Consider the following 8499-nt stretch of genomic DNA (forward strand, 5'->3'; position numbering starts at 1 on the left):
CCATGGGCATGCTCAACCACCATTTCGCAGCAGCCGCCTGATCGGCGCAGAGCGACAGCCTACCTCTGACTGCCGCCAATCTTTGCAACAGAGCCAAGTCCCTTGCCCAGGAAGTAGACCCTTCGGTCCTCGCAAATCTTGTCGGAATCCACGTGCGAACCGCGGTGAAGTGGCGCAACGCTATTGCGGCCAGCCGTGCAAGATACGTTGGCGAGTTGCTGCGCTTGCCCGACTGAGACAGGCCAGGCCAACCGCGTTGTGACCTTTAGTTCTACCGTCCCACAACGAGTGAGCTTGACCTACTCGACCCTAGAGTGATTAGCTCCATGGCCTGGACTGCGTTATCTCACCATCACGTTTGTCGCCATAGTCAGCACGGAGGCCACTGGGCTGTAGTAGGCCCACCGACCTCGCTGCTCCCGTGTCACCAGGCCTGCCTCAACAAGTTGCTTCATGTGATGCGAGACCGTGGGCTGAGAAAGCCCGACAGGCTCCGTGAGGTCACACACGCACATCTCAGCGCCCGCACTGGCAGAAATCAGCGAGAGCAGCTTCACTCTCGTGGGATCACCGAGGGCCTTGAAGACCTTCGCAAGCTGCTGCGCTTCGAGGTCGCCAACGACATGCCGGTCAACTGTGTTGCAGCAACTTGCCTGAGTGTCCGTGGCGTCAACCGCTTCCAAAGTGTTCATGTAGACCATTCTGCCCCACGTATTGACACTTGTCGATATGAGCCTGTAGGCTTTCATACATCGAAGATCATCAATGGATGGAGATATGTGATGAACCAAGTTGTCGTAATCGGAGCCGGCCCCCAGGGGCTCGCCGCAGCCGCCCACTTGCTTGAGCGGGGCATAGACCCTCTCGTGCTCGAGGCAGGATCTGGCCCGGCTGCCGCTGTCGCAGAATGGGCGCATGTACGTCTCTTCTCGAAGTGGTCCGAAGTCATGGACAGCGCGAGTAAACGTCTCCTTTCGACTACGGAATGGGCAGAGCCTGGCGAGGGCTACCCAACCGGTGGCGAGTGGATCTCGCAGTACTTGGCACCGCTTGCTAGCGCGCTTGGCGATCGAGTGCGTTATGGTTCACGAGTTGTCGGAGTAAGCAAAAAAGGCCGCGACCGCTCCGTCGACGCGGGGCGCGAGGAGCAACCATTCGTCATTCACGTCGTGAACACTGACGGCAGCGAGGCGCGAATCGAAGCCAAGTCTGTCATCGATGCTTCCGGTACTTGGGGCACCCCCAGCCCTGCCGGGTCAGGTGGACTCCCCGCAATCGGCGAGAATGCTGCTGCGGTCGCAGGGGTCCTCGGTTACCAAATTCCTTCAACGGATGATGTACAAGCTCTCGCAGGAAAGCATGTCGTCGTTGTTGGCAACGGCGCGTCGGCCAAGACTGCAATCGTTCAGCTTGCTCGTGTCGTAGAACAGGATCCCGCAACGCAGGTCACTTGGGTGTTGCGTCGAGGTGTCGTGGGCAACACCTTTGGTGGCGGCGAAGCAGATGAACTACCTGAGCGCGGCGCACTCGGAGTGCTGGCGGAGAAAGCGGTCTCTGATGGACACGTAGCCCTCGTTACAGGATTCCGCACGGACTCAGTGTCGTTGAATGGTGCACAAGCCGTGCTGACGGCTGACGACGGCCGCTCGCTTGAGCTGGCTGATCAGGTGATCGTGCTCACAGGCTTCCGCCCCGATCTCTCAATCCTCTCGGAAGTTCGCCTCGATGTTGACCTTCGCCTCCAAGCACCGTCACGCGTCGCTACCGAAGTAGACCCAAATATTCACTCGTGTGGTTCGATCCGGGCGACCGGAGCCGCGGATCTTGCCCACCCAGACGCGGGGTTGTACATTGTTGGCGCTAAATCTTATGGGCGCGCCCCAACTTTCCTCGCACTCACCGGCTTTGAGCAAGTTCGTAGCGTTGCTGCGGAACTCGCCGGGGACCACGAAGCAGCGGAACGAGTGGACCTCGTGCTCCCTGACACAGGAGTGTGCGGTGGCGCGGGGCTATTCGATGCACCGGAAGAGACGACGGGCGGAGGTTGCTGCGCCGTAACTCCTGTAGGTATTGACCTCACCCCTGCTCTGAGTAACTAGGCCATAGTCCGGGGCCCTTTCATGCGGGAGGGGCCCCGTTCCCCTGAGGAGATACTCAGATGCTCGACAGATCTGTCCATCAAAGAGATCCGATGCCGCTGAGACCTGCATTGAGTGGTGTTCTGGCAGGCTTATGCTTCACAGAGTTAGTTTCCTGGGGTTTGCTCTATTACGCATTCCCTGTCCTTGCACCAAACATTAGCGACGACACCGGTTGGTCTCCTCAACTGGTGTCAGCAGGGTTCTCGCTTGGCCTCATCGCCTCAGCGCTGCTAGGCGTTGTTGTTGGGCGTCATATCGACCGCCATGGCCCCAGAATGGTGATGACAGTGGGGTCGTTGCTGGCTGCGGTTGGCCTCGTGATTGTAGCCTCTTCTCAGCACCCAGTCATGTTCACCGTTGGGTGGCTAGTAAGCGGTTCCGCGATGGCTGGAACGCTCTACCCGCCAGCATTTGCTGCCCTGGCGCGCTGGTTTAAAGGGCGAAAGCAGGTGCAGGCCTTTGCAGCCCTCACCCTGGTGGCGGGGCTTGCAAGTACCGTATTTGCCCCGCTGGTAACTTTCCTTGATGCGCATTTGGGTTGGCGGGAAACCTATATGTGGGCAGCGCTGGGGCTTCTCGTACTCACGGTTCCAACGCACTGGATACTTTTACGCCGTTCTTGGCCTGCGGAACAGCACTCCGAACCAGGGAAATCTTCACAAGAGTATGTCCGCAAGGTGGTATCGACGACACAGTTCCGAATGCTTCTCAGTGGACTCGCGCTCGTGTCTCTCGCGATGTACGCAGCGCTCATCACGCTTGTCCCGCTCATACTCGAACGTGGGCATAGCCCCTCAGTGGCGGCGTGGGTACTCGGCATCGGTGGTGTGGGACAAATCGTTGGGCGCCTGTTTTACACCGCCATGTCCACCCGACTGTCACTTAGTACGCGCACCTTCATCGTGTTCACCTTCGTAGTCGCAGGAACTGCAGCTCTGGCGTTCATCTCAGGGCCGCTGGCATTGCTGATCTCTTTTTCGGTGATTGCAGGAATCGGACGTGGACTTGCGACCTTGCTGCAAGCCACCGCGATTCTAGATCGCTGGGGTACACAGTCCTACGGACACATCTCCGGCATCTTGAGCATGGCCGTACTGCTGGCGATGGCAGCAGGCCCCTGGGCTGGATCCTTTTTAGCAGAGACCACCGGAAGCTACCAAAACGCGTTCATCGTGTTCACCGGACTGGCCAGCGCAGGGGCCATACTGATGGTTCTCAGCACACGCCCCCGCCCAACACCTGACCCCTAGCTCATTGCTGCATATCAGAGACGATCTCAGCAACGACCTGCTTCGCTGTGCGCCCTGCCCCCACGATGGTTGCGGACGCTGTACCTGTCCAGTCTCCATAGCCCAGTAGATGCAGAGCTGGTTGATCAGCTGAGCGGGTGCCTTGGATCGTCTTTGGTCGTCCGTGTTCGTAGGTCAAACCGAGTGGGGCAAGATGATCAAGGACGGGCTGGAATCCGGTGCACCAAATGATTGCGTCACACGGCCAGTGCGTGCCGTCTGCCCAAGCTATTCCGGTTGGTGTGAGCCGTTCAAACATTGGTGCGGCCACCAACACTCCTCGGTCACGAGCTGCGAGCACACTCGGTACCATGACCACGTCACCGAGGGCGGCGACGCCGGGCGCCGTGATGCCTGCTCGCTGAGCTGCCTCTCGCTGACTTGCAACGTCAAACAGCACGCGCCCGTCAACATCATCAGGCATGAACCGTGGCTCGCGCTGAGTCACCCACTTGGTGTCCGCCACCAAGGACACTTCAGCAAGGATCTGTGTGGCTGAGTTCCCTCCGCCCACGACCACGACACGCTTATCCCGGAATGGCTCGGGTGAGCGGTAGTCAACCGTGTGCAACTGTTCCCCGGTGAACTCCTCGCGACCAGGACAGTCAGGCAGAAATGGCGCACCCCAAGTCCCAGTCGCACTGATCACATACTGCGCCCGCCAATTACCTGCGTTCGTCTCAACGGCAAATCCGTCTCGGTCGCGCCTCACGCTCTCGACCTGAACCGAGCGCACTACTGGAAGGCTATAACGACGCTCATAATCCCCAAGATACTTGACGACATGTTGAGCAGTCGGGTACTTCTCACCTTCCTGCTGAGGCATCCACCATCCGGGGAGCGGACTGTACTCAGCTGGCGAGAAGAGACGCAAAGAATCCCACCCCTGCTGCCAGGCCCCACCTGGCTTGTGAGAGCTGTCAAGAATAACGAAAGGTATTCCGGCTCGTCGCAGATAATAGCCCGCGGCGAGAGCAGCTTGCCCTCCGCCGACTACGATGACTTCCACACTCCGTGAGTCAGTCATCGGGACAGCAGAGTCTCCGAAGCCGGTTGCCCTCATGAACTCGGGATCAGTTCCGAGATGAGGGTCGTGATTCGACTCTTGATCTCGTCACGAATGGGCCTGACCGCATCAACGCCCTGGCCTGCAGGGTCGTCGAGCACCCAGTCTTCATAACGCTTACCCGGATAGAACCGGCAAGTATCGCCACATCCCATTGTGATCACCACGTCTGAGGCTTCTACAGCCTCATCGGTGAGCACCTTAGGCTGTTCAGCGGCAATGTCGATGCCCTCTTCAAACATCGCAGCGACTGCTGCCGGATTGATCTGATCGGCAGGCATCGAACCCGCAGATCGCACTTCGATCTGCCCGCCTGAGAGGTGCCGTAGGTAGCCGGCCGCCATTTGCGAGCGTCCAGCGTTGTGCACGCAGACGAACAGTACGGATGGTTTGGTCTCGGTCATGATCCGGAGCTTCCTTTACTTAGTCAGTGTGGTCAATAGTGTTTGCACTCGGGCCGCGATGTCATCACGGATTGCAGCTGTGCCAGCTTCTGAAGCAAGGGCCGGGTCGCCCACGGCCCAATCCTCGTATCGCACGCCCGGGATGATGGGGCATACGTCGCCGCACCCCATCGTGATGACAACGTCGGCAGCACGAACAGCGTCATCGGTCAGAGGTTTCGGGAATGCTGCATCAGCGAGCGCCGGGGCTTCGATTTCCGCGAGAAGCTTACGGACATTGGGGTGAACGTCTGCAGCTGGCGTTGAGCCCGCAGATCGGGCGATCACAGTGCCAGCGGAAAGCTTATTGAGGAGCGCTGCTGCGAGCTGCGATCGGCCCGCGTTCGCGACGCACACAAAGAGCACCTGCGGCACGGCAGAGTCGGGGGTTCGCGCCAGGTCTGCGAGGCGCTGCCGCGCGAATCGTTCAGTGAGAGGGATCATGTGCTGCGTCAGTCTCACACTTCGCACAAGCCCTGCATAAGACTCGCGCACGATCGCGACCACCAGGTCACGGTTAATATCTGTGAGTTCGTTTGCGAGGTCTTCCGCGAGACGCGTCACTCGCGCATCCATCGTGCGCAACGCATCAGCACGATCTGCGTGGTCCTCAGCGTCCTCCAGCAGGGTGGCTGGCGCAAACGAGTCGAGCAGGGCTGTGACCGCGTTCTTGCGCGAAGGGACGATTCGGTACCAGACCCACGTCCCTCGTCGCTCCGAAGCGAGAAGGCCAGCATCTTTCAGTACTTTCAGGTGGTGTGAGACTGTGGGCTGGGACACATCCGTCAGCTCCGCCAGGTCACACACGCAAGATTCCCCGCGAGGATCGGTCGCAATAGCGGAAAGCATCCGAAGCCGCAGCGGCTCTGCCAATGCCTTGAGCGTGCTGGCGACGGCAGTGGCTGCGTCCGCACCCATTGCGTGTTCTGCGTTGGGGGTGCAGTTCTCGGCTTCAAGTACTACGGCAGTCGTGGTCATGCTGTTCTCGATTCGGTCGCGTAGGGATCCACTTTGAACCAGGTTCTCGCCAACCAGAGCGAGACATAGACGAGTCCAACAAGCACTGGCACCTCGATGAGCGGGCCGACGACCCCTGCGAGTGCCTGCCCCGATGCAGCGCCGAAGGTGCCGATGGCGACCGCGATGGCGAGCTCAAAGTTGTTGCCGGCCGCGGTGAAAGCAAGCGACGTCGTGCGAGCATATCCGAGCCCGATCGCTTTGCCGACGACCATGCCAATGAGCCACATGATGGTGAAGTAGGCGAGCAGCGGTACGGCGATGCGCGCAACATCGAGCGGATTCTTGGTGATGGCTTCGCCCTGGAGTGCGAACAGCAGCACGATGGTGAAGAGCAACCCGTAGAGCGCCCACGGGCCAATCTTCGGGAGGAACTTCTCCTCGTACCATTCACGGCCGCGGCGCTTTTCGCCGATCCACCGCGACGCGAAGCCCGCGAGCAGCGGCACCCCGAGGAAAACGATTACGTTGAGGGCGATCTGCCACACCGAGACGTCGAGGCCCTGTGAGTCGAGGCCGAGCCAGCCGGGAAGCACCGTGAGGTAGAACCAGCCGAGCACCGAGAACATGACGACTTGAAACACTGAATTCACGGCTATGAGGACCGCGGTGGCGTCCCCGTCGCCACAGGCGAGGTCGTTCCAGATGACGATCATGGCGATGCAGCGCGCGAGCCCGACGATAATGACACCGGTGCGGTATTCGGGGAGGTCGGCGAGAAAGATCCAGGCGAGCGTGAACATGAGTGCTGGGCCGACGACCCAGTTGAGGACGAGCGACGACACGAGCAGCTTCTTATCGCCTGTGACCGCGGCAACCTTGTCGTAGCGCACCTTCGCAAGCACCGGATACATCATCACCAAAAGCCCCAACGCAATCGGGACAGAGATACCGCCGATTTCGAGTTTGGTGAGGAGCTCCGAAAGGCCCGGAATGAACCGCCCAAGCATGAGCCCCGCGATCATCGCGAGACCGATCCACACCGCGAGCCACTTGTCGAGGGCGGACATGCGCTTCGGCGCAACTCGTGTGGCCGTAACCATTGAATTCGTCATGAAAGAAGCTCCTCAAGCTTTGCCGTAATAACGGGTCTGGGCTGTGCACCGATAAGCACGTTGACTCGATCTCCGGCCTCGTAGAAACCGAGGGTGGGGATGGAACTGACCCCGGTCGCTCTCACTGTGTGTGGGTTTGCGTCAGCATCAACTTTTACGATTTTGATGCGCCCGGAGTATTCGATCGCGAGTTCCTCGAGAATTGGGGCAATCTGCTTGCACGGCCCGCACCAAGTAGCCCACACATCGACGAGGACCGGGATCTCTGACTGGAGTACCTCATATTCAAAGGTGGCGTCAGTGACGTTGAGGATGCTCATACCGAGACCTCCGAAACAAGCTCTGCCTCTTTGCCTGAAGCACTTAGGCTGGACAGGAAGTGTTGTGCGTCCTGTGCGGCCGCGCAGCCAGTGCCAGCTGCAGTGATCGCCTGACGGTATGTGTGGTCGACGAGGTCACCAGCGGCAAACACCCCAGACAGGTTGGTACGGGTGGACGGGTGCTCAACCTTGACGTAGCCGTCGCCATCAGTTTTAATCTGATCAGCGACAAGCTCAGAGCGCGGGTCGTGCCCGATCGCCACAAACACCCCAGTCACATCCAAGACGCGCTCTGAACCATTAGCGGTCGACTTGAGTCTCAGGCCAACGACCTGATCGTCACCCAAGATTTCGGCGACTTCCGAGTTCCAGGCCACTTCGATCTTGGGATCAGCAAGGACTCGTTCAGCCATAATCTTTGACGCCCGGAACTCGTCCCGGCGATGAACGAGAGTGACCTTGGAAGCGAAGCGGGTCAAGAACAGCGCTTCTTCCATCGCGGAATCGCCCCCGCCGATCACGGCGATGTGCTTTTCGCGGAAGAAAAAGCCGTCGCAAGTGGCGCACCATGAGACGCCATGACCGGAGAGCCGGTCTTCCTCCGGAAGTCCGAGCTTGCGGTAGGCGGAGCCCATGGTGAGCACGACAGCGGGTGCAATGAATGTTTCGCCATTGCCTGTGCTGATCGTTTTAACTGGCCCTTCCAGCTCGAGCTGTATGGCGTCGTCGTAAATGATGCGTGCACCAAAGCGTTCAGCTTGAGCACGCATCGCGTCCATCAGTTCCGGCCCCTGCACGCCGTCAACGAACCCTGGGAAGTTCTCCACCTCGGTCGTTGTCATCAGTGCGCCACCAGCGGTAACGGAGCCAGCGATCACCACAGGTGCGAGTCCTGCGCGCGCAGCGTAGACCGCCGCCGTGTAGCCAGCGGGGCCTGAGCCCACAATTACTAACTCAACTTCTTGAATCGACATGCTTCTATATTGACAGGCATCGAAGTATGTTGCAAGTGAACGGCTCATTGCGGGTAGGCCGCCGGATTGGCCTGCTCGAGGCCATCCGCATCTCTCTTAACGACGATCTATCGCTGGGTCCAGTGCTACGCCCCGGAGATGGAGAAGCGGCTGCGCTGGTTCTGGCGGCGTGGCTTTGATCCGAGCTGGCGCCT

9 protein-coding genes and 1 pseudogene are annotated in these 8499 nt (G+C 59.6%); 3 read left to right on the top strand and 7 right to left on the bottom strand.

Annotation, left to right across the window (positions count from 1 at the left end; all coding sequences use genetic code 11):
- Positions 1–341 precede the first annotated feature (341 nt).
- The gene (locus ACWIE7_RS17835; RefSeq protein ID WP_114118933.1) at positions 342–692 is read right to left on the bottom strand and encodes an ArsR/SmtB family transcription factor; all 351 of its coding nucleotides are present in this window, start codon (positions 690–692) and stop codon (positions 342–344) included.
- 90 nt (positions 693–782) lie between these two features.
- Here ACWIE7_RS17835 and ACWIE7_RS17840 point away from each other — a divergent pair, with 90 nt between their 5' ends.
- Positions 783–2099 (top strand): NAD(P)-binding domain-containing protein, encoded by a 1317-nt coding sequence (locus tag ACWIE7_RS17840; protein WP_454070147.1) that lies wholly within the window; start codon positions 783–785, stop codon positions 2097–2099.
- Between the two features lie 59 nt (positions 2100–2158).
- Entirely contained in the window at positions 2159–3391 is a 1233-nt protein-coding gene (locus tag ACWIE7_RS17845; protein WP_454070148.1) for an MFS transporter, read from the top strand.
- Between the two features lies 1 nt (position 3392).
- On the opposite strand, the gene ACWIE7_RS17850 is transcribed toward ACWIE7_RS17845, so the two are convergent.
- Genes ACWIE7_RS17850 through trxB form a run of 6 tightly spaced genes read right to left on the bottom strand, consistent with a single transcriptional unit; the run spans position 3393 to position 8305 of the window.
- A complete protein-coding gene (locus tag ACWIE7_RS17850) occupies positions 3393–4457 on the bottom strand; it encodes an ArsO family NAD(P)H-dependent flavin-containing monooxygenase (RefSeq protein ID WP_454070149.1) in 1065 nt (354 codons plus the stop codon).
- Between the two features lie 32 nt (positions 4458–4489).
- On the bottom strand, positions 4490–4900 hold the full coding sequence (locus tag ACWIE7_RS17855) for an arsenate reductase ArsC (protein WP_454070150.1): 411 nt from the start codon (positions 4898–4900) through the stop codon (positions 4490–4492).
- Positions 4901–4915: 15 nt separating this feature from the next.
- Positions 4916–5917, bottom strand: coding sequence for a metalloregulator ArsR/SmtB family transcription factor (locus ACWIE7_RS17860; RefSeq protein WP_454070151.1), 1002 nt, complete (start codon positions 5915–5917; stop codon positions 4916–4918).
- Positions 5914–7011 carry an ACR3 family arsenite efflux transporter gene (gene arsB / locus ACWIE7_RS17865; RefSeq protein WP_454070152.1) on the bottom strand — a complete coding sequence of 366 codons (1098 nt, stop codon included), beginning with the start codon at positions 7009–7011 and terminating at the stop codon, positions 5914–5916. Before arsB ends, ACWIE7_RS17860 begins: the two co-directional genes overlap by 4 nt.
- Positions 7008–7331 carry a thioredoxin gene (gene trxA, locus ACWIE7_RS17870; RefSeq protein ID WP_454070153.1) on the bottom strand — a complete coding sequence of 108 codons (324 nt, stop codon included), beginning with the start codon at positions 7329–7331 and terminating at the stop codon, positions 7008–7010. The genes arsB and trxA overlap by 4 nt, the downstream gene beginning before the upstream one ends.
- Positions 7328–8305, bottom strand: a complete 978-nt coding sequence (trxB, locus tag ACWIE7_RS17875) for a thioredoxin-disulfide reductase (protein ID WP_454070154.1) — start codon at positions 8303–8305, stop codon at positions 7328–7330. The genes trxA and trxB overlap by 4 nt, the downstream gene beginning before the upstream one ends.
- A 102-nt stretch (positions 8306–8407) precedes the next feature.
- Here trxB and ACWIE7_RS17880 point away from each other — a divergent pair.
- Positions 8408–8499, top strand: a pseudogene (locus ACWIE7_RS17880) (IS6 family transposase); the annotation flags it as partial.

This window comes from Dietzia sp. NPDC055343 (genome assembly GCF_053645265.1).

Bases quoted from the DNA above. Each gene is read 5' to 3' on its own strand.
- ACWIE7_RS17835 (WP_114118933.1), bottom strand. From the start codon at position 692: ATGAACACTTTGGAAGCGGTTGACGCCACGGACACTCAGGCAAGTTGC.
- ACWIE7_RS17840 (WP_454070147.1), top strand. From the start codon at position 783: ATGAACCAAGTTGTCGTAATCGGAGCCGGCCCCCAGGGGCTCGCCGCA.
- ACWIE7_RS17845 (WP_454070148.1), top strand. From the start codon at position 2,159: ATGCTCGACAGATCTGTCCATCAAAGAGATCCGATGCCGCTGAGACCT.
- ACWIE7_RS17850 (WP_454070149.1), bottom strand. From the start codon at position 4,457: ATGACTGACTCACGGAGTGTGGAAGTCATCGTAGTCGGCGGAGGGCAA.
- ACWIE7_RS17855 (WP_454070150.1), bottom strand. From the start codon at position 4,900: ATGACCGAGACCAAACCATCCGTACTGTTCGTCTGCGTGCACAACGCT.
- ACWIE7_RS17860 (WP_454070151.1), bottom strand. From the start codon at position 5,917: ATGACCACGACTGCCGTAGTACTTGAAGCCGAGAACTGCACCCCCAAC.
- arsB (WP_454070152.1), bottom strand. From the start codon at position 7,011: ATGACGAATTCAATGGTTACGGCCACACGAGTTGCGCCGAAGCGCATG.
- trxA (WP_454070153.1), bottom strand. From the start codon at position 7,331: ATGAGCATCCTCAACGTCACTGACGCCACCTTTGAATATGAGGTACTC.
- trxB (WP_454070154.1), bottom strand. From the start codon at position 8,305: ATGTCGATTCAAGAAGTTGAGTTAGTAATTGTGGGCTCAGGCCCCGCT.